Origin of the sequence: Microlunatus phosphovorus NM-1, assembly GCF_000270245.1 — a bacterium.
In the GTDB taxonomy this organism is placed as follows: Bacteria; Actinomycetota; Actinomycetes; order Propionibacteriales; family Propionibacteriaceae; genus Microlunatus; species Microlunatus phosphovorus.
In genome coordinates this window covers 2,967,379-2,991,604 of the sequence record NC_015635.1, presented here as the reverse complement: position 1 = coordinate 2,991,604, position 24,226 = coordinate 2,967,379, and the positions used below count along the sequence as shown (strand labels likewise).

17 protein-coding genes and 1 pseudogene are annotated in these 24,226 nt (G+C 67.3%); 8 read left to right on the top strand and 10 right to left on the bottom strand.

What is annotated here, in order from left to right:
- Positions 1-99: 99 nt before the first annotated feature.
- Positions 100-2,184: an alpha-galactosidase gene (locus MLP_RS13420; RefSeq protein ID WP_172641569.1), complete on the top strand. Its 2,085-nt coding sequence runs from the start codon at positions 100-102 to the stop codon at positions 2,182-2,184.
- A gap of 9 nt (positions 2,185-2,193) precedes the next feature.
- Here the strand turns inward: MLP_RS13420 and MLP_RS13415 are convergent, their stop codons facing one another.
- Positions 2,194-3,324 (bottom strand): helix-turn-helix transcriptional regulator, encoded by a 1,131-nt coding sequence (locus MLP_RS13415; RefSeq protein WP_013863654.1) that lies wholly within the window; start codon positions 3,322-3,324, stop codon positions 2,194-2,196.
- 138 nt (positions 3,325-3,462) lie between these two features.
- Between MLP_RS13415 and MLP_RS13410 the strand changes: the two genes are divergently transcribed.
- Positions 3,463-5,181, top strand: a complete 1,719-nt coding sequence (locus tag MLP_RS13410; RefSeq protein ID WP_013863653.1) for an FAD-binding protein — start codon at positions 3,463-3,465, stop codon at positions 5,179-5,181.
- 75 nt (positions 5,182-5,256) lie between these two features.
- Here the strand turns inward: MLP_RS13410 and MLP_RS13405 are convergent, their stop codons facing one another.
- Positions 5,257-6,672 carry an MFS transporter gene (locus MLP_RS13405; protein WP_013863652.1) on the bottom strand — a complete coding sequence of 472 codons (1,416 nt, stop codon included), beginning with the start codon at positions 6,670-6,672 and terminating at the stop codon, positions 5,257-5,259.
- 84 nt (positions 6,673-6,756) lie between these two features.
- Between MLP_RS13405 and MLP_RS13400 the strand changes: the two genes are divergently transcribed.
- Entirely contained in the window at positions 6,757-7,986 is a 1,230-nt protein-coding gene (locus tag MLP_RS13400; RefSeq protein WP_013863651.1) for an ATP-grasp domain-containing protein, read from the top strand.
- A gap of 45 nt (positions 7,987-8,031) precedes the next feature.
- Positions 8,032-9,249 (top strand): ATP-grasp domain-containing protein, encoded by a 1,218-nt coding sequence (locus tag MLP_RS13395; RefSeq protein ID WP_013863650.1) that lies wholly within the window; start codon positions 8,032-8,034, stop codon positions 9,247-9,249.
- Positions 9,250-9,267: 18 nt separating this feature from the next.
- On the opposite strand, the gene MLP_RS13390 is transcribed toward MLP_RS13395, so the two are convergent.
- Positions 9,268-9,786 carry a DUF4395 domain-containing protein gene (locus MLP_RS13390; protein WP_013863649.1) on the bottom strand — a complete coding sequence of 173 codons (519 nt, stop codon included), beginning with the start codon at positions 9,784-9,786 and terminating at the stop codon, positions 9,268-9,270.
- A 61-nt stretch (positions 9,787-9,847) separates the two neighbouring features.
- Positions 9,848-10,663 (bottom strand): phytanoyl-CoA dioxygenase family protein, encoded by an 816-nt coding sequence (locus MLP_RS13385; protein ID WP_041792297.1) that lies wholly within the window; start codon positions 10,661-10,663, stop codon positions 9,848-9,850.
- Between the two features lie 71 nt (positions 10,664-10,734).
- On the opposite strand from MLP_RS13385, the gene MLP_RS13380 reads away from it, so the two are divergent.
- The gene (locus MLP_RS13380; protein ID WP_041792294.1) at positions 10,735-11,562 is read left to right on the top strand and encodes a helix-turn-helix domain-containing protein; all 828 of its coding nucleotides are present in this window, start codon (positions 10,735-10,737) and stop codon (positions 11,560-11,562) included.
- Here the strand turns inward: MLP_RS13380 and MLP_RS13375 are convergent, their stop codons facing one another.
- A complete protein-coding gene (locus MLP_RS13375; protein WP_013863646.1) occupies positions 11,563-12,855 on the bottom strand; it encodes a hypothetical protein in 1,293 nt (430 codons plus the stop codon).
- Positions 12,856-13,042: 187 nt separating this feature from the next.
- Between MLP_RS13375 and MLP_RS13370 the strand changes: the two genes are divergently transcribed.
- Positions 13,043-13,465 carry a hypothetical protein gene (locus MLP_RS13370; protein WP_013863645.1) on the top strand — a complete coding sequence of 141 codons (423 nt, stop codon included), beginning with the start codon at positions 13,043-13,045 and terminating at the stop codon, positions 13,463-13,465.
- A gap of 44 nt (positions 13,466-13,509) precedes the next feature.
- On the opposite strand, the gene MLP_RS13365 is transcribed toward MLP_RS13370, so the two are convergent.
- Both MLP_RS13365 and MLP_RS13360 read right to left on the bottom strand, forming a co-directional pair.
- Positions 13,510-15,759 (bottom strand): glycoside hydrolase family 3 N-terminal domain-containing protein, encoded by a 2,250-nt coding sequence (locus MLP_RS13365; protein WP_013863644.1) that lies wholly within the window; start codon positions 15,757-15,759, stop codon positions 13,510-13,512.
- A gap of 68 nt (positions 15,760-15,827) precedes the next feature.
- On the bottom strand, positions 15,828-16,445 hold the full coding sequence (locus MLP_RS13360; RefSeq protein ID WP_013863643.1) for a TetR/AcrR family transcriptional regulator: 618 nt from the start codon (positions 16,443-16,445) through the stop codon (positions 15,828-15,830).
- Positions 16,446-16,587: 142 nt separating this feature from the next.
- On the opposite strand from MLP_RS13360, the gene MLP_RS13355 reads away from it, so the two are divergent.
- Entirely contained in the window at positions 16,588-18,843 is a 2,256-nt protein-coding gene (locus MLP_RS13355) for a transglycosylase domain-containing protein (protein ID WP_013863642.1), read from the top strand.
- A gap of 49 nt (positions 18,844-18,892) precedes the next feature.
- Here MLP_RS13355 and MLP_RS26420 read toward each other — a convergent pair whose 3' ends face one another.
- Entirely contained in the window at positions 18,893-21,301 is a 2,409-nt protein-coding gene (locus MLP_RS26420; RefSeq protein ID WP_156821151.1) for a phospholipase D-like domain-containing protein, read from the bottom strand.
- A 404-nt stretch (positions 21,302-21,705) separates the two neighbouring features.
- Here MLP_RS26420 and MLP_RS13345 point away from each other — a divergent pair.
- A pseudogene (locus MLP_RS13345) lies at positions 21,706-22,758 on the top strand (MFS transporter); the annotation flags it as partial.
- A 36-nt stretch (positions 22,759-22,794) separates the two neighbouring features.
- Here the strand turns inward: MLP_RS13345 and MLP_RS13340 are convergent.
- Both MLP_RS13340 and MLP_RS26415 read right to left on the bottom strand, forming a co-directional pair.
- Positions 22,795-23,424 carry a vitamin K epoxide reductase family protein gene (locus MLP_RS13340; RefSeq protein ID WP_013863639.1) on the bottom strand — a complete coding sequence of 210 codons (630 nt, stop codon included), beginning with the start codon at positions 23,422-23,424 and terminating at the stop codon, positions 22,795-22,797.
- Positions 23,421-24,065, bottom strand: a complete 645-nt coding sequence (locus MLP_RS26415) for a DsbA family protein (RefSeq protein WP_013863638.1) — start codon at positions 24,063-24,065, stop codon at positions 23,421-23,423. The genes MLP_RS13340 and MLP_RS26415 overlap by 4 nt, the downstream gene beginning before the upstream one ends.
- Between the last annotated feature and the right edge of the window lie 161 nt (positions 24,066-24,226).

Sequence of the window (24,226 nt, the reverse complement as noted above, 5' to 3'; positions counted from 1 at the left end):
ATGCGACCCCCGCAGAAATGCATGGTCCTCTATCTGTTGGCGGGGTGGCAAGGGTGTGTCCAGCTGGGTTCGGCGATCTCGGCGATAGGTTCGGTGATCATGGAACGCATCCGCTGGGGCAACGGCTTGATCGATCTCATCGTCGGCATCGATGCGGACCGCCCGGTGACCATCGACAGCCTCGATGTCGCCGGCCACGAGCGCACGACGCCGGCGCGGCAGCCGCTGGTCGAGTTGCTGGTGCTGGGTCAGGGACGGATGCTGACCAATACCCGGTTCACCAGCACCGCCGTGGGTGACCGGCTGCGCTACCTCGGCCATCGAACCGAGACCGGCGACATCGCCGAGACCTTGATCATCGACCAGCGCGACGAGGTCACCGGGCTGCAGGTCAGCACCACGTTGACCGCGTACGCCGGCGTGGCGGGCTTTCAGACCACAACCACGGTCCACAACACCTCCCAATCCGTCCACCTGATCCAGCTGCTCAGCTCGCTGGCGCTCGGTTGCGTGCTCGACGACGGCGAGCGACTGGATGACCTGGTGCTGCATTCGGCTCGGAACAGCTGGTGTGCCGAGAGCCGGTGGACCCAGACCCGGCTCCGCGCCGACGAGGGCCTGGGCCGGATCGGCCGGCCGGACTGGGACATCGAGTCACGCAGCTCGGTTGCCGCGGTCAGCACCTCGACCTGGTCGACGGGTCAGCAGTTGCCGACGGCCGTGATCGACAATCTGGCCACCGGACGCGCGATCGGCTGGCAGATCGAGCACAACGGCGCCTGGTGCTGGGAAGTCGACAGCCGCTGGATCGGACTCGACGAGGTCGCGGTGATCCTCTCCGGACCCGATGATCTCGATCATCAATGGGTGCTGCGACTCGCTCCGGATGATCGGTTCACCACCGTGCCGGCCTCGATCACGGTCTCCAGGGCCGGTTGGCAGGGCGCCGTAGCAGCCTTGACCGAGCACCGTCGCGCGATCCGCAGACCGCTGGTCCGGCCCGACCTGCCGGTGATCTTCAACGACTACATGAATGCCTTGATGGGTGATCCGACCACCGAGAAGCTGCTACCGCTGATCGACGCCGCAGCCCGGACCGGCGCGGAGTACTTCTGCATCGACGCCGGCTGGTATGACGACGGCGGCAACTGGTGGCCGAGTGTGGGGGACTGGCAGCCCTCGACCGTGCGCTTCCCGGACGGCGGCCTGCAGCGCGTACTCGATCACATCCGCAGCCGAGGCATGCTGCCGGGCCTGTGGGTGGAGCCCGAGGTGATCGGCGTGCACAGTCCCGCCGCGAACCGGTTGCCGGACGAGGCATTCCTCCAGCGGTACGGGGTCAGGATCGTCGAGCACGACCGCTACTTCCTGGATCTCCGCCATCCGGCGGCCCGCGCCCACCTGGATGAGGTCATTGACCGTCTGGTCGAGGGTTATGGTGTCCGATTCTTCAAGCTCGACTACAACGTGACTCCCGGTGCCGGCACCGACCGGGACGCCTTCAGCGTCGGCGACGGACTGCTGCAGCAGAATCGGGCCCAGCTGGACTGGCTGCGTGGGGTACGCGACCGCCATCCCGAGGTGGTGATCGAGAACTGCTCGTCCGGTGCGATGCGGATGGACTATGCGCTGCTGTCGCTGCTCGAGCTGCAGTCGACCTCGGATCAGATGGATCCGGCGCTGTACGTGCCGATCGCCGCGGCGGCGCCGGCATCGGTCACACCGGAGCAGGCCGGCAACTGGGCCTATCCCCAGCCCGGTATGACGCCGGAGGAGATCGCCTTCTGCATGATCACCGGACTGGCCGGACGGGTCTATCTGTCCGGCCACCTGAACCGGATGAGTGAGGCGGAGCTCGGACTGGTGCGGGAGGGCGTGCAGGCGTACGAGGGACTGCGGGTCGACCTCGGACAGGCGGTGCCGTTCTGGCCGGTGGGGCTGCCGACCAGCCAGGATCCCGTCGTGATGCTCGGGCTGCGGGCACCCCATGCCAGCTATCTGTACGTCTGGTTCACCCAGCCGGGCGGGCACGATCCGGTGACGCTCGACCTCGGACCGAAGGCCCCGATCTCGACGGTCTACCCGGCTTCGCTGCCGGACTGGTCGCTGACCTGGGAGGCGGACCGGTTGACGATCCAGCCGCACGGCGTTGGACTGACCGCGCGGGTGTTCCGGATCAGCTGAGCGGGTCGGTCAGCCGGCGAACCAGCCGCTGGGGCCGACCTCGCGGCCCATCCGCGGCACGTACTGGTCGAAGTAGATTCGGGCGATCAACTCGCGTCGACTGCGTACGGACGCCTTTTCGAAGATCGACTTCAGGTGGTCCTGGATCGTCCAGGCCGACAGGTGCAGCATGGCGCCGATCTCCTTGGTGTCCAGGCCCTGCAGCACCAAGGCGGTGACGTCTCGTTCCCGGGCGGTGAGACCGAAGGCTGCCACCACCAGCGGCACGATCTCCGGAGGGCGGGCCTCCTCGATGGTGACTACCACCTCTCCGGTGGAGCCGTTGCGCGGGCTGAGCGGAGTCGCGTGTAGCACCAGCCACATGCCGCTGGTGGTCCGCACCCGGGCTCGCGGGGGCTGGCAGGCCTCGCCCCGGGCAAACCGGCGCGCGGCGCCCACGAGTGAGCCGACGATGCCGGATGCCGCGGCACCCGCGCTGCCCTGGACGAGCTCGGCGAGCCAGCGATCAGCTCCCGCATTCACCTGGACGACGCTGTCGTCGTCACCGATGATCACCACCGCAGGGCCCGCCGGTGAGTCGATCGGCGCGGAGGCCGCCAGCGAGGCCAGCAGGCCCGTCCGGACACCCTGGCCGAGCACCGGCGACAGCGACGCCAGGAAATCGACCTCGTCCGCATCGAACGGGCGAGAGTCGGTGGCACGGAACATCGCCACCGCACCCCACAGGTGATCCCGGTCCACCAATAGCGTGCGCAGCTCGTCACCGTACCCGTAGTGCGGCTTGATGAGTTCACCGATCCGGGTCGAGGTCTCGACCGCGCCACCGGTGACCTGGTCCATGCCCACAGCTCGAACGCCGGCGTCGTCCATCCGGACGAAGGCAGTCTCCTCGGCCACTCCGTACTCGATCAGGCCCCAGTCGTGGTCCCGCTCGTCCCGGCCCCGCAGGTCCCCGTACTTCCGGGTGCTGGTGAGGATCCGGGTGCTGGGGTCGACCGTCGCAAGACAGACGGCATCGACCGGTACCACCCGCTGCAGAGAGGCCAGCGACTCGGCCAGGTACGTGTCCAGATCGAGGCCGCCCTGCGCCACGACCTCCAGGTCACGACGGACCCGTTCGACCAGCAGTGCCCCCGTCATGTCTTTCATTCTCGGCCCCGTGGCGTTGGTTGGGAATCCCAGACATCTGTGGGTCGCCTCCATCCCAGGTCTGCAGGTGTGAAAGTCCCTTCACAACAGGGATGGTCTGTTGTCAGTGCCGAACGGCACGGTGGTGCCATGACGATCACACAGATCCCCTCGCAGGGGTCGGTGGGCGCCGACGGTCTGCTGCTGCACGAGGGCGACCACGTCGCTCAGCTGGCCCTGGCGCTGGAGAACCTCGAGCAGGCTCTGGCCGACGCCGGACTGGCGCCCGCAGATCTGGTCGAGCTTCGGGTCCGCACCACCGACCGGCGGCTGTTCGACGATGCCTCGGAGGTGCTGGCAGACCGGCTTGCCGAACACGGCATCCGCCCGATGATCACCGTCACCGAGGTCAGTCGGCTGGATCAGCCGGGCATGACCATCACCGTTCAGCCCATCACCGGTTCATCCATGACAGCTCAATCCACCACGAGTCAATCCATCACATCTCATAAGGGGGAAACGTCGATGACCATCGACTTCACACGCACCAGCTGCCCGATCCATCTGCCCGGTGATCCCGGCTACGACCAGGCCCGTACGCCGTGGGCGGTGCAGGTCGACCAGCGGCCCGCGGCGGTAGCGGTGCCTCGTACGGCGGCGGAGGTGGTCGAGGCCGTGCTCGCCGCCATCGACGCCCGGCTGCGGATCGCGCCGCAGAGCAGCGGCCACGGGGCCAGCCCGTTCGCCGCCGCCGACCTGTCCGACGTCATGCTGATCCGGCTGCATGAGCTGACCGGGGTGACCATCGACGCCGACCGGCGGATCGCCCGGGTCCTCGGCGGCACCTTGTGGCAGCCGGTGGTCGAGGCGGCTGCCGCGTACGGACTCGCGGCCCGGCACGGTTCCTCACCCGACGTCGCCGTGGCCGGCTACACGCTCGGCGGAGGGCTGTCCTGGTACGCCCGCCAGCACGGCCTGGCCGCCCATCACCTGACCGCGGTCGAGATCGTCCTCGCCGACGGCCGACTGGTCCGCGCGGACGCCGAGAACGAGCCGGACCTGTTCTGGGCGCTGAAGGGTGGTGGCGGCAGCTTCGGCATCGTCACCGCGCTGGAATTCGAGCTGCTGCCGATCGCCGATGCCTACGCCGGCATGCTGCTGTGGCCCGGGGAGCGGGCAGCGGAGGTGGCCCGGGCCTGGGCCCAGTGGACGCGTACCGCGCCGGAGTCGGCGACGACAGCCTGCCGGCTGATGAGCTTCCCCCCGCTGCCGGAGCTGCCGCCGTTCCTCTCCGGCCGCAAGCTGGTGGTGATCGACGGCGCGGTGCTCGAGTCCGACGAGCGGGCCGCCGAGATCCTGGCTCCGTTGCGGGCACTCGCGCCGGAGCTGGACACCTTCGCTCGGGTCCCGCTCACGGCGATGACCCGGATCCACCTGGATCCGGAGGGCCCCACGCCGAGTGTGTCGAACTCGATCATGCTCAGCGAACTCGAGCCCGAGACCATCGACGCGCTGCTGGCGGTCGCCGGCCCCGATTCGGGCAGCAGCGTGCTGGCGGCGGAGATCAGGCACCTCGGTGGGGCGCTCGCTCGCCCGGCGGACGCAGCAGTGGCGACATTGCCGGGGACCTACCTCGGCTTCTTCGTGGCGATCGCACCATTCCCGGAGGCGGCCGCGATCGGTCTGGCCGATGCCACCCGCGCGGTCGAGGCCCTGGCGCCGTGGGGCACCGGTGGCCGCTATCTCAACTTCGACGACAACGTCGTGGAGGTGTCGGCGGCGTACGGACACCAGGCATGGCAGCGGTTGCAGCAGATCCGCGCCCAGGTCGATCCGCAGGGCCGGATGGTGGCCAACCACGGTGTCTGATCGACACCGGATTTGAATCGACACCGGAGCTGATCCATCCGGACTCGGCCAACGGGGCCGCTGATCAGAAGACCGCTACAGCGGCGCGGACTCATTCTGGGCCCGCGCCGCGAAGGCGTCGCCCGCGGAGGCGGCGGTGTAGTCGGTGTCCTTGGTCTCGTGGCTGAGCAGCAACGCGATCAGAGTCAGCACCCCAGCTCCGGCCAGGTAGATGCCGACCGGCCAGATACTGCCGCCGGCTCTTGCCCACAGGGCCACGGCGATGATCGGCGCGAGGGCGGCGCCGAGAATGCTGGCCACGTTGTAGGCGACGGCCGAGCCGGTGTAGCGCACGTTGGTCGGGAACAGCTCCGGCAGCAGCGCGCCCATCGGGCCGAAGGTGATGCCCATCAGCGTGAAACCGAAGATCAAGAACGCCTGCGTCATCGCACCGGTGAAGAGCAGATCGGCCCGGGGATGCAGGAACAGCGGGAAGCTCAAGCCGAACCCGATGATCGCCGCCGTGGTCCAGATCAGCAGCTTCCGTCGCCCGATCTGGTCGGCGATCGGACCGGACAGCAGGGTGAACAGACCGAAGAAGACGACGCCGAGGATCTGCATCATCACGAAGTCGGTGTACGTGAAGCCCAGCCCACCTGGACTCGCGTCGGTCTTGGCCGTGCCAAAGGTGAGCGTGAAGCTCGACATCAGGTAGAACAGCACGTACGTCGCCAGCATGATGAAAGTGCCCAGGATCACCTGACGCCAGTGAAAGCGGAAGGTGGTGCCGATCGGCACCTTGCGGATCGCGCCATGCTCCTCAGCGGCCCGGAACGCCGATGACTCGACCAGCCTCAGCCGCACCCACAGGCCGACCGCCACCATGACGGCGGAGAACAGGAACGGCACCCGCCAACCCCAGGTCAAGAAGGCAGCTGACCTTTGCAGCGGGTTGTCGGGATGCGGCAGGGCGAAGTTGATGATCAGGAAGATCCCGTTGGCGATGATGAAACCGAGAGGGGCCCCCAGTTGCGGGAAGGTGCCATACCAGGCGCGTTTCCCGGCCGGCGCGTTCTCGGTGGCCACCAGGGCGGCGCCCGACCACTCACCGCCGAGCGCGAAACCCTGGGTGAGCCGCAGCACGAGCAGCAGGAACGGGGCCAGCACGCCGGCTGAGCTGTAGGTGGGCAGGCAACCGATCAGGAAGGTCGCGATGCCCATCACCAGCAGGCTGATCACCAGGGTCGTCTTGCGACCGCGCCGGTCGCCGAGATGACCGAAGAAGACTGCGCCGATCGGCCGAGCCACCATCGCGGCGCCGAACACCGCGAACGACGCGAGCAGGGCGGTGGTCGGATTTCCGGTCTTGAAGAACAACTGGGGGAACACCAGGACCGCGGCGGTCGCATAGACATAGAAGTCGTAGAACTCGATCGTGGTGCCGACCATGCTCGCGGTGATCACCCGGCCAGGTGAGTTCAGCGGGGCAGATGAGGTCTGCGTGCTGCTCATGGAGACTCCTTCGTTCTGGCTCGACAGTAATCCGGGCGACTGCGACCCTGTCGCTCCGACACGGCGATTCGCTAGGTTGTCTGCATGGTCGTCGCCGCGTTCGTCGCGCCGTATCTGCTGGAAGCCACCTCCCGGTTCGTGCTGTCGGCGGCCGGGGTGCCCGGAGTCCGACTCGCGGTGATCACGACCGAGCCGGCCGATCGCCTGTCACCTGCGCTGCGGGAGGCGCTGGTGGGCCATTGGCAGATCGCTGATGCGCTCGATCCCGAGCAGATCGTCGATGCGGTCCGTGGTCTGTCGGCGCAGTTCGGCCCGGTCGAGCGATTGATCGGGGCGTTGGAGCAGCTGCAGGTCCCGTTGGCGCAGGCACGCGCCGTGCTCGGCATCAAGGGGATGTCCAAACGGGTCGCGACCAACGTCCGGGACAAGTCGCAGATGAAGGAGGTGCTGACTGCCGCAGGAGTGCCGTGCGCTCGGCATCAGCTGATCCGGCACACAGCAGAGGCGCTCGCCTTCCGGGACCTGGTCGGCTACCCGATGGTCGCCAAGCCACCGGACGGGGCCGGGGCGAAGGCCACCTTCCGGCTCGACAATGACGCCGACTTCGAGTCCTGGCTCGTCGCTGCCCGGCAGGATCAGGAAGAGGTTTGGCTGCTCGAGGAGTTCCTGACCGGCCGCGAGCACACCTTCGACTCCGTCACGCTGGGCGGCGAGACCATCTGGGCGTCGATCTCGGACTATCGCCCGCCGCCACTGGAAGTGCTGCGGACACCCTGGGTGCAGTGGACGGTGTTGCTGCCCAGGGACGTCTCCGGGCCCGAGTACGCCGGCATTCGGACCGCCGGGCCCGCGGCCTTGCGTGCGTTGGGCGTGACCGACGCGTTCTCGCACATGGAGTGGTTCGAGCGGCCCGACGGCTCGGTGGCGATCTCCGAGGTAGGTGCCCGGCCACCGGGTGCGCAGTTGGCGTCCATGATCGGCTTCAGCTACGACTTCGACTTCTATGCGACGTGGGCCGAGCTGATGCTCAAAGGCACCTTCCAACCTCGGGAGCGGCAGTACGCCAGCGGCACCGCTTATCTGCGCGGCATGGGTCACGGGCAGGTCCGAGCGGTGCACGGGATCGACCGGCTGCAGCAACAGCTCGGTCACCTGGTCGTCGACTCCAGGCTGCCGCAGCCCGGCCAGCCGGCCAGCACCTCGTACGAGGGCGAAGGATTCATCACGGTCCGGCACCCCGACACCGCCGTGGTGCAGGAGGCGCTCGACACGATCATCTCGACGGCTCGGGTCGAGCTCGTCGAGAGCCAATGACCAGCCAGTGAACACCGACCAGCCGATGAGCGCCGAAAGGAGCTGATGGTGCCGAATGTGGTGATGATCTCACCCGGCTTCCCGCTGGAGATGGCGTACTTCACCCGTGCGCTGGCCGAGGTCGGGGCGACGGTGATCGGTGTCGGAGACCAGCCGGTCAACGTGCTTCCCGATGAGGCGAAGGCGGCGCTGGCCCACTATGAGCACGTATCCCTGGCCGACGAGGGCGCGGTGCTGGCGGCGCTGCAAGGCCTGTCCAGGCATGTCCGGATCGACCAGGTCGAGTGCCTGTGGGAGCCGTACATGGTGCTTGCCGCGCGGATCCGGGAGACGCTCGGGCTACCGGGCATGACGGTGGAGCAGACACTGCCGTTCCGGGACAAGGAGTTGATGAAGCAGGTGCTGGATGCGGCCGGCATCCGTACGCCACGGCACGCCAGCACCTCCACGATCGCCGGGATCTATGCCGCCGCCGAGGAGATCGGCTACCCGTTGATCGTCAAACCGATCGCCGGCGCTGGGTCGGCGGACACCTATCGGGTGGACTCACCGGCCGAGTTGGAGGACGTGCTGCCGATGATCGGCCACGTCGAGGTGGTCAGCGTCGAGGAGTTCATCGAAGCCGAGGAGTTCACCTACGACACGATCTGCGGCGCCGGGAGCATCCTGTACGAGAACGTGTCCTGGTATCGCCCGCGGCCGTTGCAGGCACGGTCGTACGAGTGGATCAGCCCACAGACGATGGTGCTGCGCGATCTCCACCGGCCCGAGCTGGCCGGTGGCATCGAGATGGGGCACCAGGTGATCGCCGCCCTGGGCTTCGCCGCCGGGTTCACCCACATGGAGTGGTATCGCAAGGCCGACGGCGAGGTGGTGTTCGGCGAGATCGGCGCGCGGGCTCCGGGGGCGCGGACGGTCGACGTGATGAACTACGCCTGCGACGCCGACCTGTTCCGGCTCTGGGCGTCGGCGGTGCTCACCGGGCAGGCGGCGGAAGTGTCGCGGCCGTACAACGCGGTGAGCATCTTCAAGCGTGCACAGGGAGCGGGGCACATCACCCGGGTCGAGGGCTTGGACCACCTGCTGGCCGAGCATGGCGACAGCATCTGCGTACTGGATCTGTTGCCGATCGGAGCTCATCGCCGGGACTGGCGGGCGACGCTGCTTTCCGACGGCATGGTCATCCTGCGCGATCCGGACCTGGATCGGCTGGTGGCGATGGCCGACCGGTTTGGCCGGGAGTTGCAGCTCTACGCTGAGTAGCCGTCGGATCGTGGTCGGTCAGAGTCGGGCTGGGTCGCCGTAGCGAGCCCAGATATTGGTGCACTCCGCGCAGGTGTCGGCGGGGATCAGACCGGTCTTCATCAGCAGCCCGAACAGCCAGCAGCCGGCGCAGAAGCCGAACACCGACTCCAGCGTGGCGAAGACCAGCAGCACGGCCACCAGACCGAGGGCGAGGGCGTGGGCACCGAAGACCAGCCCGGCGATCGCCGCCGCGGTTGTCAGGGTCAGGCCGATGGCCTGCGCGAACCGTTTGGGCGGCCCGGGCACCAGGTGAGCCGGACCGAGCCGCGGTGCGATGAGCTGGGTGGCGAGCCGGCCGAGCAGGCTGAAGCGCGGTCCGCTCAGCACTCGGGCCGCGAAACCGACCGCGAGCAGCACGATCAGCCAGAGCCAGCCGGTGGCGAGCGTGATCAAGGCGAGGGCGGCGACCCCGGCAGCCACCACCCGGGCGGCGTGGTCGTTCACGGGGTTCGGGAAGCTGAACAACTCCCGAATCGAGGTCGTGCGGCCGGACATGTGCTAAGTCTAGTACACCTAGTGCATTGCTAGGAAATGTGCGCGCATAGGACTGTCGGGTTCAGTGCCCGCCGACGGCAGCCCAGCTCTCACCACATGGGCCACCATCGGCAGCGGCGTCGATCTCGACCTCGGTGCCGTCGGGGCGGACCAGTGGCTGGAAGAAGGTCGACACCTCCTGGCTGGCCTCGGGGATGTAGTGGAAGATCAGCGAGCGTCGGAAGCGATCTGTAGTGCTGTTCGGCCGTGATCCGTGCACCACGCTGCCGTGGAAGAACAGCACGTCGCCGGCTTTCATCTCGGTCTGCACGACCTCCACACCCTCGGGCACGTGCACGGTGATGGTGGTGAAAGAGGTCTCCGGATCGGCGTCCTCGGGGCAGAGCACCTCCAGCAGGTGCGAGCCCGGCACGACTGCGAGCCCCCCGTTCTGCGCGTCGCAGTCATCGATGGCCACCCAGGCTGCGATACAGGTCTCCGGATGCGCGCGCAGATAGAAGTTGTCCTGGTGCAGCGCCTGGCCACGAGCCGTCGGCGGCTTGAAATAGAACATCGACTGGGCCGCCAGTGCGGGTCCGATCAGCTCGGTGACCACGTCGAGGATGCGCTCGTCCAGCATCATCGCCATCGCCAGTTGGCCGACCTCGGAGTCTGGTCGACGGTGCGGATGCACGATCCGGGGATAGCGCGCGAGGATGTCGTCAGTCGGGAGCCCGTCGTTGAAGCCGAACGAGCGGTCGGTCTCGATCTGCCTGGTGAACGCCTCGCGGATCCGATTGACCTCCTCGGGGGTGAGAACCTGGCGCAGCAGCAGCACCCCGGTTTCGGCATAGCGCTGGGCGAGGTCGGTGTCGGGTGCGATCAACAGCTGGCTCATGATCACGATTCTCGACCTCGGACCGTCCGAATGGCATGGCCAACCCGGTCGAGAACATGGAAGATGCTGCTGTGAGCCGCCGCACGCAGCCGAACCCGACGGTCGACCCGGTGCTTGCCGGGGCGTTCACCGCCGACGATCGCTACGACGTCTGGCGACCTCGCGGCACCACGGACTGGCTGCTGCTGAACACGGTTGCCGGCGCTGGCCGAGTGGCGGCTGTCGACGGCGCAGATCTGATCAGCGAGCCCGGCGATGTGGCGATCATCCGGCCCGGTGTGCCACACGACTACGGCACGGCCGCCGTACGCAGCGGCGGACCGGGCAGCTGGTCGCTGCAGTTCGTCCACTTCCACCCCCGGACGGAGTGGCTGGGCTGGCTGGACTGGCCACAGCCGTTGCCCGGCATCCTCCGGGTGCAGACCAGCGGCGAGACCCGACGACGGATCCGGGAGGCGCTGGAGGCGGCCGACATCTTCGGTCGCAGCGAGTTGCGGCAGGCCACGATGTTTGCGGTGAACGCGGTCGAGGCGGCATTGCTGTGGTGCACCACCTCGGATCCCAGCGCCGGGCTGCTCGATCCACGCGTGCTCGCGGCGATGGAGGACATGGCCGGTCGTCTTGCCCAACCGATCACCGTGGCCGACCTGGCGCGCCGTGCCGGATTGTCCCCGTCCCGGTTCGCGCATCTGTTCACCCAGCAGGTCGGGATCTCGCCGATGCGCTATCTGGAACGTCAGCGGATGCGGCTTGCTGGTCAGCTGCTCGACCTGACGCCGCGTACCGTGGCCGAGATCGCTCGTACGGTCGGCTTCGAGGATCCCCTCTACTTCTCCTCGCGATTCCGTGCGTACGCGGGAATGCCGCCCACGGCCTACCGACGGCGGAACGCCTCGTGACTAACGTTTCGACCTCTCGAGCAGGTGATCCACCGGCAGCCAGAAGAGGAACTGCTCTCCGTGTTCGGTGATCGTCACGTAGCGGCGGCGTCGGAGGTCGATGTAGAGCGATTCGAGATTCTCCTTCGGCATGGAGAACCGGGCGAGCATGGCGCCCTTCCTCAGGATCACCACGTTGTCACCGTGCCGGCGGCTGTCGAGCATCAGCGAAGAGGAGTTGGCGATCCGGTGGCGACCGATCGCGCCGATGCCTTGGTAGTTGGTGCCGGGCACGACCGATGACGCCGTGCTGTAGATCGGACTGGGACCGGGTCCGAAGGAGCTGGTCAAACTCAGTTCGTCCACGGCCCGCCGCTTGCTCTGGCGCAGCTGACCAGAGGCGTCGAGGGGGAAGGTGTGTGTCCAGGCGGTTCCGGTTTCGCTGTAGGTGATGCTGATCAGACTGGTCCGGCGCTTGGCGCGGTCCAGCCCGAGACTGGACAAGCCGCCCTGGCCCGCGACGCTCCAGCGGGCCACGGCGGGCAGCACGAAGTGGCCGTCGATCTCCATCAGGTCGTCGGCGTTGTACATCCACAAGGCGGTTCGGCTGGAGGAGTACAGATACTGCCCGACCCACGCCAGTCCGCTGCCATGGGAGCCCAGCGCCACGAGCGAGTCGTCGCCCGACGGCTTGACCAACTCGACGGTGTTGTAGCGCGAACGGTCGAGGTCGATCACCGTGAGTCTTGTCGCCTCGGTCCGGCCGGGACTGTTCGGAAACCGCAGTTTCGGCTGCGCGGCGACGGAGTAGGAGCTGACCATCACGATGTTGCGCCGCGCCGCCGGCCGGTCGCCGATCCGGTAGCCCTGGACGGCTCCGGTGCCGCTGATGCCTTGCGGCTTGAAACCCTTGCCGACCAGCCGGTTCAGGCATAGATAGCCCGCCTTGTCCCAGTCGAGCGCCGGATCACGACGAGCCTGCTGCCAGGCTGAACGGCATTCGGCGCCGGCCTTCGGGAGCTTCCGGCCGGCCTTGATCAGCGCATCCCAACCGGCGTACGAGCCGCCGTAGTGTGCCCGGTAGGCATCCGCTGTGTGCACGCTGCCTGGCGGTGGCCCGGTCGTGGCGGACGGTGTCGGCGTCGGGGCCGGAGCCGGAGCCGGGCTCCCTGATGGTGAGGTGGCCGGGGTCGGGCTGGGCGGCGTGGTCGGACTATCGCTGTGCCGCAACTGGGGGAGCGTCAGCACCGCGACGCTGATCACGCTGGCCGCCATCAGCAGGGCGGCCAGCGTGAGGGTGCGGCGTCTGGTCAAGAAGCCAGTATGCCGGGACAAACCTGCCGGATGGATGAACCAAGTGCGGCGACTGGATCCCGAATATGAACGGTGTCTGTCGACGACGTTAAGTCTGGGTCTTCCTGGGTACATCAGGGGTGCGAGTCAGCCGAGAGTCTCTAGGGTCAAAGATCTCAAGCTGTTGCCCACTGAACTGGAGGAAGTCATGAAGGGTGCACCCAAGATCATCGCCATCCTGTTCATGATCGCGTCTGCCGTGGTGATCATTGCCGGCATCACGACCTGGGCAGTGATCACCAAGAATCTTGCTGCCGAGCGGATCACCGTCTCCGACGACGCCTCCTGCGCGGCCGGTGCGACGGTCGACGGGCCGATCTCGGCGTTCTGTATGGCGCAGGTCATCGACCATCACGCTCTGGAGGCCACCGGCGGCAAGACCTACGCCGAGTTGGAAAAGGACGATCCGGCACGCAACACCGCGATGCAGGCGTCTTTCCTGCGGGCGTCGCTGTTCACCTCCGTGGTGGCATACGGCGTCGCCACCTTCGCCATCGGTATCGGAGTGGTGCTGGCGATGCTCGGGATCGCCGTCCGGGCGCTGGATCAGCGGACGGCACCGGCACCCTGAGCCGGGGCTGGCTCAGGATGACCGGGCCGTCCGAATGATCTGGGCTACGCGGTGACGGTGAACCTCGAGCTCAACTCGACACTGGAGTCGCCGCCGACACCGAGGTCGAAGGTGGTGGCGTCCTGCACCCAGTCGCGGGTCACAGCGCTCCAGTAGGAGAGCTCGTCGGGGCCGAGGGTGAACTCGACCGTCGCCGACGCGCCGGCCTCGACCGGCACCCGCTGGAAGCCCTTCAGTTCACGCACCGGGCGGGACGAGGTGCCGTACCGCTGGTGGATGTAGAGCTGCACGACCTCATCGGCGGCGCGAGAGCCCTCGTTGGCGACCGTCACCGAGACGGTGAGAGTCTCGCCGACCGCGATCGACTCGCTGCTCAGGGTCGGTGCGCTGTAGGAGAAGGAGCCGTAGCTGAGGCCGTGGCCGAACGCGTACAGCGGGGTGCTCTCCTCATCCCAGTAGCGGCGCCACTGGTCGTTCGGCTTGTGGCTGCGGGTGTAGTTGTAGATGATCGGCACCTGGCCGCCGGTCCGTGGCCAGGTGAACGGCAACTTGCCGCCGGGGGAGTCGTCGCCGAACAGCAGTGCGGCGACGGCCTTGCCGCCCTGGCTGCCCGGATACCAGATGTCGAGGATCGCCGGTACGTTCTCGGCCGGCCAACGCAGGTCGAGCGGACGACCGTTCATCACCAGCAGCACGACCGGCGTGCCGGTGGCGACGACGGCCTGGATGAGCTCCAGCTGACGGCCGGGGAGTTCCAGAGACGAGCGGGAGGCACCCTCGCCGATCATGTTCTGCCACTCGCCCGCGACGAGCACGGCGACATCGCTGGCACGGGCCAGCTCGACAGCCTTGGCGAGCTCGGCGTCGTCGTCGAAGTCGGCCGGATCCTCGGGGGTGTTGTTCGGCCAGGCGTCGAACATGGACGGGAACGTCCGAAACGCCGGCCGGATACCGGGCGCGTACTGGACGTCGATGCCTTCGCCGGCGCGGGCCTTGATCCCGTCCAGGATGGTGACGGTCTCGGCCAGGTCGTAGTCGAAGATCCACGGTCCGAGCGTGTCGCGGGGCGAGTCAGCCAGCGGTCCGATCACCGCGACGGAAGACAGCTCGTCGGCCGCCAGCGGCAGCAGCTCGCCCTCGTTGCGCAGCAGCACTGCAGAGCGCTGAGCGGCGGTCTTGGCGACCTGTCGGTGTGCCGGATCGACCAACACCTCGGCAGCCCGGGCCTCGTCGACGTACGGGTTCTCGAACAGGCCGAGCCGGACCTTGGCCGTCAGCACCCGGCGGACCGAGGTGTCCAGGGTCTCGATGGAGACCCGCCCGTCCTCGACCGCGGCGACCAGGTGGTCGAACGCGGGGTCGACGAAGGTCATCTCCATGTCGTTCCCGGCGTTCAGCGCGCGGGCACCGGCGTCGGCGAGGTCAGCGGCGAAGTGGTGGGTGAACAGGTCGTGCACCGCCTGGGCGTCGCTGACCACGAAACCCTCGAAGCCGAGGCTGTCGCGGAGCACTTCGGTCAGCAGCCAGCGGTTGCCGGCCGCGGGCACCCCGTTGAGGTCCATGTAGGCGCTCATGATGTTCGCGGCCCCGGCGTCGATCGCGGCCTTGAACGGCGGGAAGTAGATGTTCCAGAGCTCGGCATCGGAGATGTTGGACTCGTCGTAGTCGCGGCCACCGAGCGCGGCGCCGTAGCCGGCGAAATGCTTGGGACCGGCGATGACGTTGTCGGGGGAGCTCAGATCGGAGCCCTGGAATCCACGGACCTGAGCGGCGGCGACCTTCCCACCGAGGTACGGATCCTCACCGGCGCCCTCGATGATGCGGCCCCAGCGCGGGTCGCGGGCGATGTCGACCATCGGTGAGAACGCCCAGTGGATGCCGACCGCACGAGCCTCCCGGCCGGCCACGGCCTGTCCCTGCTCGATCACCGCCGGGTCCCACGAGGCAGCCATCGCGAGCGGCACCGGCAGCACGGTCCGGAAGCCGTGGATGACGTCGAAGCCGACCAGGGCCGGAATGCCGAGCCGGTTGCCCTCGATGGTCATCCGCTGCAGCCGGTTGATCTCGGCCGGATCCATCAAGAACAGCAGCGAGCCGACCCCGCTCCGCGTCATCGCCGCCTCGACCATCTCCGGCTGGCTCGGCGCCCCGTCCTTGGCCTGGTCGCGCATGAAGCCCATGTAGAAGTACTGGGTCAGTTGACCCGCCTTCTCCGCCACGGTCATCTCGGCCAGGAGGGACTCGACGCGTTCGCGTACGGCCTCGTCGCTGGCGCTTTGGATCTGCTGGGTCACCTTGCTCCTTCGTTGGTTGTTCGGTGTCGCTGGTCGCGGTTCAGGGGTTGTGGTTCAGAGGTTGTGGTTCAGGCGTCGAGCGGGATGGCGAGGGCGTCGTTCAGCCGGTGCCGCAGGATCGCGACCATATCGATGTCCTCCGGCGCCAGCACCCACTGGACCTGGAGGCCGTCCATCAGCGCAATGATCTCGACAGCCAGCGCGTGTGGATCAACCCCAGGAGCAAGCTGATCGGTCGCTGCCAAGGTACGACAGGCCTCCTGCAGCTCTGCACGGAGGTGGTCGTAGCGCTGCACGAAATAGTCATGGGCGGGGTGGCTTCGCTCGCCCGCCTCGGCCGACAGCACCGAGAAGAGGTTGACGATCCGGGGCTGGGTGGCGTTGTGCTCGACGACGGCGAGGATTCGGCGGAGCCGGGCGCGGGGATCGGAGTCGTTCGGTTCCGGCTGCTCGCCGCTGGTGGCGTCACGGTGCGCCAGCACGGCCTCGAGCAGGCTCTCCTTGGTCGGAAAATGGTGCAGCAGGCCGGTACGGGAGATGTCGCAGGCAGCCGCGATCTGCAGCATGGTGGCGGCCCGGAAGCCCTGGGTCCCGAAGATCTCGGTGGCGACCTCGAGGATGTGCTCGCGGCGCGCGTCACCCTTGGCGTACCCGCCTCGGGCGGTCGGCGTGCTGAGGTCGACCATAGCGTCCTTTCGCCAAATCCCGACATCTGTGTCGGGATCGACCTTAGGGTAGATGCGCCGATCGCGCCAGAGGGTGCGGCGCGGATGAGTGCCCCTGTGAGCAGAGTCACTCGCGAGCAGACTCACGTGATCGGAGCCACGCGTGAGCAAGCTCACCTGTGAGCAGATTCACCCCGGTCGTCGGGGAACGGCCGGTTTCCAGCGGGAGTTGTCCTTGGTGATGCCCGATTTCACGTTGCAAGATTCCGCTGACACACCTGCCACTGACACACCTGCCGCTGGGACCCCGGCCGGCCGGACTCGCCGCACGCACACTCGTCGCACGCAGGCCGCGGTGATGTTCATCATCGTCAGCGCCTTGTGCGGCGTGCTGGCCGCCGGGGTGGTGCTGCCTGCGGTCGGCATGGCGGTCGCCACCGGCAAGGCTGCCGAGGGCAGCCTCGACGACCTGCCGGCCGCCTTCGACCAGCCCGCCCAGAGTCAGCGCTCCGAGGTGTTGGATGCGAACGGCGACGTGCTGGCGTACTTCTTCGAGGAGAATCGCGTCTACGTCCCGCTCACCAAGATCGCACCGGTGATGCAACAGGCGATCATCTCGATCGAGGATCACCGCTTCTATGAGCATGGGCCGCTCGACGCAGTCGGCACCCTGCGCGCGCTGGCCACCAATCTGCTGGCGGGCGGCGTCACGCAGGGCGGCTCCACGTTGACTCAGCAGTACGTGAAGATGGTCCAGATCGAGGAGGCCAAGAAGGCAGGCGACGACGCCGGCGTGCAGGCTGCGCAGGACGACAGCTACGGTCGCAAGATCAAGGAGCTGCGGTACGCGATCTCGGTGGAGAAGACGCTGTCCAAGGACGAGATCTTGGAGCGCTATCTGAACATCGCCTACTTCGGCGACGGGGCGTACGGGATCGAGGTCGCCGCCCGGCACTACTTCGGCACCTCGGCCGCCAAGCTGACGCTGCCGCAGGCGGCCATGCTTGCGGGAATGGTGCAGAACCCGACGGCCTACAACCCGGTCCAGCATCCCGACGCAGCGATCAAGCGGCGGAACGTCGTGCTGAACCGGATGGCGGAGCTGAAGGTCATCTCACCGGCCCAGCTGGCCAAGGCCACCAAGACCAAGTTCCACCCCAAACGGGTGGTGCCGTTCTCCAGCGGCTGTCAGGGCACCGACTACCCGTTCCTGTGCGACTACGTGTATCGCTCGCTGGAGCAGACGCCGAGTCTCGGGAAGACGGTCGAGGAGCGTCAGCAGGCGATCAAGCGCGGCGGGCTGGTGATCAAGACCAAGATCGATCCGGCGACCCAGGACAAGATCCAGCGGGCGGTCAGCAGCGTGGTCGGTCCCACCGATCCGGTGATCTCGACGATGAACATGATCGAACCCGGCACCGGGCTGATCGTGGCGATGGCACAGAGCCGGCCCGTGATGGGGGACAGTGCCAAGAAGGGCGAGACCTACTGGAACTATTCGGTGCCGCCGTCGATGGGCGGCGCGCAGGGCTTCCAGGCCGGCTCGACCTTCAAGGCATTCACCGCGGCGGCTGCCCTGGAGAAGGGGATTCCGCTCTCCAAGCGCTACAACGCGGCCGCCAGGATGGACTTCACCGGGCGCACCTTCGCCACCTGTGACGGCCCGGCGCAGGTGGGACCCTGGCGGGTCAGCAACTCTACCGGCGTCAACGGCTCGATGGACATGTACCGGGCCGCGCAGTTCTCGGTGAACACCTACTTCGTGCAGCTCGCCTTGGAGGTCGGCATGTGTGACGTGGTGCGGATGGCCGAGAAGCTCGGCGTGGAGTCCTCGACCGCGGACGCGCCGATCAGTTCGTACGACGACAAGCCGTCGTTCACTCTGGGCACGGTCGAGGTGAGCCCGCTGTCACTGGCGGAGGCGTACGCGACCTTCGCCTCGGGTGGCATTCACTGCGACCCGATCATCCTGGAGTCGATCACCAACCGCAGCGGGGACAAGCGAGAGGTGCCGAGTGCGAACTGTCAGCGGGTGATCACCGAGGACGTGGCCAACGCGATGAGCTCGCTGCTGTCCTCGGTGATGACCAAGGGCACCGGTCGCCGGGCGCTGACCGCCGACGGCCGGCCGCAGGCCGGCAAGACCGGCACCATCGACAGCAACGCGGCGGTCTGGTTCGCCGGCTACACACCACAGGTCGCCGGCGTCGCGATGATCAGCATCGACAACACCCGCGCTCCCTTTGTCAAGGGCGGTGCGGGCTATCGCTACAACGGGCTGAAGGGCTACACCGTGCCGTCCACCGGCCGAGCCCTGGAGGGCTCGGGCGGTGGCGATGCCGGTCAGGACATCTGGAAGCCGGCGATGGAGGCGTACCTGAAAGACAAGCCGGCGCAGAGCTTTACGGCTCCGCGCTGACTCCTCGATCACAGCTCAGTCCAAGAAGTCCAGGACTAGGACTGGCCCATCATTCCAAGGCCTTGTTGACGCGACCGACCGACCACGGCATCCGCGAGACCTTGCGGGTGTAGCGCCCGCGGATGTAGGCGAAGTTCTCCTCGTACGCCTTCGTGACCTTGGAGTCGAGGATCCGCAGCACGATGTCGGTGTTGGTGTACGTCCCCGGCCCGGTGAAGTTCTGCGAGCCGGTCCAGGTGATCTTGACGTCCCTCTTACCCATCCGGCCGTTGATGGTCATCATCTTGTGGTGCACGTACAGGCTCGCGAAGCCGTCGTTGTCACCATCGCGCCAGGCGTCGTAGATGGGGGTCTTCCCGTACTTGGTCTTCTTCAGCAAGGCCTGCATCACCGGTTTGGTGATCCGGCCGCGGTTGATCATCACCTGGACGTTGCAGCCCTTGCCCTTGAGCTCGACCAGCTTCTTGGCGATGTCGATCCGCTGACTCGACCAGCCCCAGTTGGCCAGCCGGATCATGGTCCGACCGTCGGAGGTCCCGTAGCCCTTCGAGGTCTTGCACTTGACCTGGTTCAAGGCGTTCATCCAGACGATGTCGTTCTCTTTCTTGGGCGTCTGGGGATACATCCAGATCGTGTACTTGCCGCTGGTGGTGGACCGCCAGTACTTGCGGTTCGGCTTGTCCCTGAGCATGTCGGTGAAGTACTGGTTCAGCGAATCGAAGATGATCTTGTCACCGACGATGGCATGGGCGTTGTTCCAGCTCAGCGAGGTGTTGCCGGTGTAGGGGTTCGCCGAGCTGAGGATCGAGACGTACTTGCGCTGCCCGGCCACCGAGAAGGTGTAGAACTTGGCGTGGATGACGGCCTGGGAGTTGGACAGGCAGCTGTGCTTGCAGGTGGCCACGAACGACCGGCTCTTCTTGTTCTTGCCGAGCGCGCGCTTCACCTTGCGGATCCACTTGTTGGACTCCTCGCCGTCGATGATGATCTGCACGCTCACGCCGCGCTTGTCGGCCTTGATCAGGCTGTTCGCGACGCTCTTGATGTCGAACAGGTACATCGCCATCCGGATCTGGCCACCGGCCGGCACCGAGTCCACCGCCTTGTTGAAGGCCGTGATGATCCGGTATCGCTTCGCCTTGCTGCCCCTCGGATTGTTGAACACCATGAAGTCCTTGGGGGACCAGCTGGCGTTCGGGCCGGCCGCCTTCTTCGCTCCCGACGCCGTCTTGGCGGCCTTGTCCGCGGCGCGCTTGGCTGCCTTGGCGGTCGCTCCGGTGCGGACCGCGGCGGTCCGAGCAGCCGCCGACTTCTTGGCCGCGGCCTGATAGCTGCGGGTTGCGGCCGCGGCAGCTGCATTGGCGGGACGAGCCGCGTTGACAGCGGCCACGTAGACCTTGCCTGCGGCGGCCGTGCGAGCCTTGGCCGACGCCTGGGCGGCACTCGTCGCTGCGACACGCTTGGCCGCTGCCTGCTGCCGAGCGACGGCGGCCGGCCGATTCTTCTTCTTGGCCTTCTTGACGGCCTTGTTCGCAGCCTTCAACTCCGCCTTCGCAGCCTTCGAGGCGGCCTTCGCGGCGGTGTACTGAGCCTTCGCGACGGTAGCCGAGGCAGCTGCGGCCGTCACCTTCTTGCGATACGGCGCGGCAGCCTTATTGGCCGCGACCAGCTTCTTGCGCGCCGCTGCGGTCACTTTGGCGGCTGCCTTGTAGCGGGCCTTCGCCACGGCGGCGGTCTTGCCGGCCGCGGTCGACCTGGCCTTGGCCGTCTTTGCGGTCGCGGCGAGGATCTGCGCCCGCTGCTTGGCGTAGCCGACGTAGACCAGCCGCGCCGTCTTCGCCGCCTGGGTTCTCGCAGTCGCTCTGGTCTGGGCCTTGGCGTAAGCCTTGGACGCGCTGACGTACGCCTTGGAGGCCGCGGCGCTGGCTTTGGCAGCAGACTTGGCCGCTGTGGCGGCGGCCTTCGCCGACGCCTTGGCCGCAGCCTTCTCCTTCTTGCTCGCCTTGCTCTTGGCGACTACTGCCGCGCGTGTCTTCGCTTTCACTGATGCCTTGGCGGCGGCATTCGCCCGAGCCTTGGCGGCCACAGCGGCCCGCGAGGTCGCGGTGACTCTGGCCTTGGCCACGCGTGCATTGGCTCGGGCGGCGGCCGCGGCGCGCTCGGCGGCGACTGCCTTCGGACCCGACTCCAGGATCGCCTTGAGTCGGGCCCTCTCCTTGGCCCGTGCTTTCGCTACCGCGTCGGCCTTTGCTTTGGCGGCGGCTGCCTTGGCCGCCGCCGCCTGCTTCGCCGCCTTCTTCTTCGCAGCCGCCTGTTCCTTGGCGGTGGTCGCAGCGCTCTTGGCGGAGTCGCTGTTGGAAGGAGGATTCGGTGCGGCCCAGGCGGGGCCGGAAGCTGTCGCACCGAGGGTGAAGGCCAGGACAAAGGCAACCATCAGGCCGATAAGCCGTTTTGGCATCGTTCGCTGCTCCGCTCGAGTCGTGTCTGGGCTCGAACGTTCGTCACATCGATAACACGAGCCCCATGCGTCCCTTAGCCTGCCATTTCTCGGCAGCCAAACCCGGTTAGGAGACACCGGCGGGTCGCACGTTTTCAGCTGATTCCTCAGGAGGCTCCTGCCCAGTCCCTTGGCCGCCAACCTGAGCCAGGCACTGGCAGGTCCTGGCTGGCAGTTGGTCGGTCGCCTACCGTATTGCCGACCGCTGTCGAGACTCTCGGCCTTCGTGGTGGTCGCACCCGAGACGAAGGAATCCGATGAGACGGCTGCTGGTGCCAACCTCGGCACTGCTGTGGGGTCTGCAGTTGGCCTTTCTCAGCCCTGCGCTGGCACTGATCCTGGTCGACCTGTAAGGCGCGACGACCACCGAGGTCGGCTGGGTCCTCGCGATCTACAACACCAGCGGCTTCGTGGCCTCGTTGCTGTTCCCGGCGTACGCGGACAAGAAGCACGACTACCTCGGCCCGATGCTGGCTTGTGGGGTGCTGACGCTGGTGCTGGCTGCCGTGCTCGCGGCTGTCACCTCGCTGCCGCTGGCCACGGTCGCCCTGTTCGTGATCGGCGGCCCCGCGGGCGTGGGCAGCTCGATGCTCTATGCCCATCTGCGCCACTCCGGCGCGCGACCGGCTGATGTGGTCAACACGCGCGCGATCGTGTCCGTCGCCTGGGTCGCCGGGCCGCCGTTGGCCACCTTCATCATCGGCTGGTTGGGCAATCGCGCCATCCTGCTGGCCATCGGCGCAGTCGCGGTGCTGAACATCACCACCACCATGATCATGATCAGGCAGCGGCGGGCTGACCGGGCCGGCGGCAATGACCGGCCGGCCGCCGCCACGCCGATCCGCGACGAGTCGCCCGTCGGCCGAGCGGGGATCGTGCTGATCACCGCCGCATTCGTGTTGCTGCAGGCCACCAACGGCACCGGCATGACGATTCTGACGGTGTACGTCACTCAGACCCTGCACCTGGAGGTGATCTGGGGCGGCATCGCCCTCGGCGTGGCCGCCGCGCTGGAAGTCCCCGCGTTGATCCTCATCGGACGACTCACCGAGCGGTTCTCCAGCCTCGGTCTGATCGTCACCAGCAGCCTCGCCGGCATCGCCTACTACCTCGGCCTGGCGTTCGTCACCGGACCGGTCATGCTGATCGCCTTGCAGCCGCTGAACGCCTGGTGCTTCGCCGGGATCGGCGGGGTCGGCCTCACCTTGTTCCAGCAGATGATCCCGCGGCCGGGGCTGTCGACCGGCCTCTACATGAACACCCGCAGGATCGGCAACATCGTGGCCGGCCCGATCATCGCCGTCGGCTCCCTCACCGCGCTCGGGCAACGCGGCATCTTCCTCGCCTGCGCCGTCGTCACCGTGATCGGTGTCGGCATCATCGGCATCGCGAGCCGTACGAGTTCTTCGACGAAGTGATTCGGCGACGTCGCTCAGCTCGGTGTCAGTTGAGTTTCAGAGGGCGATGCCGAACCACGTCAGGGCGAACTCGCGATAGAACCGCAGGGCGATCGCGGTGACGACCACCAGATACCAGATCACCACGATCGCGACCTGCCAGTTCGCGATCGCCTCGCCGGCGCGGCGTAGCCCGGGACCGAACACACCCTTGCTGAGCGTCTGACCGGCCGTCACCACGAAGATCGGAATGGTGACCACCCAGACGCACATGCACCAGATGCACAGGGCACCGATCACGTACAGGCTCTGGGTCTGCAGCCAGGTGATGAAGACGACCGCCAGCAGCGTGCCGACCTGGAAGCAGGCCAGATACCAGCGGGCCAACTGACCGCCGGCGAGGACGACCATCCCGGTGGTGCCGGCCAGGGCGAAACCGGCGATGCCGAGCAACGGGTTGGGGAAGCCGAGCAGCGCACCGGCTCGAGACGCCATCACCGGCCCGCAGGTGACGAACGGGCTGATGTCGCAGACCAGATTCGTCGCCGGATCGGTGAGCAGCTTGATCCGGTCGATGGTCAAGATCATCGAGGCCAGGAAGCCGATCGCCGAGCCGACGACCACCAGCTGCGCCCAGCGGCGGCTGAGCGCCAGGGTCGAGGAGGCACCCGGCCGCGGCCGGCTCACTGCGCCAGCTCGTCGATCTTGGCCCCGAGCGCTGCGCCGCTGATCGTCTCGGTCTTCTCCCCGTTGAAGAACAGCGTCGGTGTCCCGGTCACACCGGCCTGCCCGGCCGCGCCAGTGTTGTCGGTGATCCAGGAGGTATAGCGCTGGTCGCGGATACAGGTCAGCGCGTCGTTGTTGGTGATCCCTTGCTGGCTTGCGAAGTCGGCCAGCTCCGGTCCCTTCCAGGCGTCGGTCTCGGAGCTGTGGTTGGCATACAGCGCCGCATTGAATGCCCACCACTGATCGGGTGCGTAGGTGGCGACGCAGGCGCCGGCGCTGCCGGCCTGGGTGCCGTATGCGGTCACGATCTGGATGTTGTGGTAGCGCACCTTGAGCGTGCCGGCCGCGACCTTCTGAGTGAGCACGTCGTTGCTGTCGGCCTCGAACTCCTGGCAGTGCGGGCAGGAGTAGTCCACCCACAGGTCCAAGGTGACCTTGGCGTCGGACTTGCCGACCTGCACCGCGGAACCGTCGATGTCGAACGGCACGGAGGCCCCGCCGACGGTGACGTTCGTCGAGGCCGTTGGCACCCGCTCGGCACGCCCTGCCTGGCCCAGCAGCACGGCGCTCACGACGATGCCGATGGCGACCACGGCCACCACGGCAATGACGATGGCCTGCCTGATGCGGCGTTGGCGCTGCTGTTTGGCGGCCTCTAGGCGGGCGCGCTCTCGGGCTTGTCGTCGGCTGTCGCCTTTACCGCTGTCGCCTCTGCCGCTAGGGGGAGTCTTCGGCACCGGTGAACCTCTTTCGTCGCTGACGT